Source organism: Bradyrhizobium sp. 23 (assembly GCF_023073295.1).
GTDB classification, from domain to species: Bacteria; Pseudomonadota; Alphaproteobacteria; order Rhizobiales; family Xanthobacteraceae; genus Bradyrhizobium; species Bradyrhizobium canariense_D.
The window spans coordinates 1-543 of the sequence record NZ_JADPJF010000159.1; the positions used below are offsets into that span (position 1 = coordinate 1).

Annotated in this window: 1 protein-coding gene; it reads right to left on the reverse strand. The window is 59.3% G+C overall.

Annotated elements, in window-relative coordinates; genetic code table 11:
• Positions 1-161 precede the first annotated feature (161 nt).
• Complete coding sequence (locus IVB32_RS42100; RefSeq protein WP_247413195.1) at positions 162-386, reverse strand: hypothetical protein; 225 nt, start codon at positions 384-386, stop codon at positions 162-164.
• Between the last annotated feature and the right edge of the window lie 157 nt (positions 387-543).

Here is a 543-nt window from a genome sequence, read left to right on the forward strand (position 1 = left end):
AACGTACTGCACGGTAGGAAGTTGCACATGAACGAGGGATGAGCAGGAATTTTCCTTCCGGCAGCAATCGTTAAGGCGACACCCGCAACGCAGGCGGCGGATTTTTCGCGTGCAACAACATATCGGAATTGTCCGATCAGAAAGATACTATGTCCAACAAGCTAAGACCGTCTATTCCGACACATCCGCTCTCGGCCTTGGATTCTCACCCGTTCATGGACCAGAACCTCGGTGATGGCATCTCGGAGGCTGTCGCGATCGAGGATGCGGAGCAGCCGGTCCACGGTGGTCTCCGCATCGCAGTCGCGCGTGAGATAGTCGGCCAGCGCGATCATGGCCAAGTCATAGGTCTGCTCAATCTTCTCGGCCGGGGTCAGATGCGCCATGCTCAAGCAGCTCCACGTAATGGAAGCGCCAGTTGGACCGCAAAGGGCCGGGTAGCATTCGCTTCGATGAAGGCCCGCAAGGCCGGCGTGATCTCGGTGTTGGCGGCGGCGCGCTCACCAAGCTCATCTGCGACTTCGCCGGTCGCGTCGCGGGACC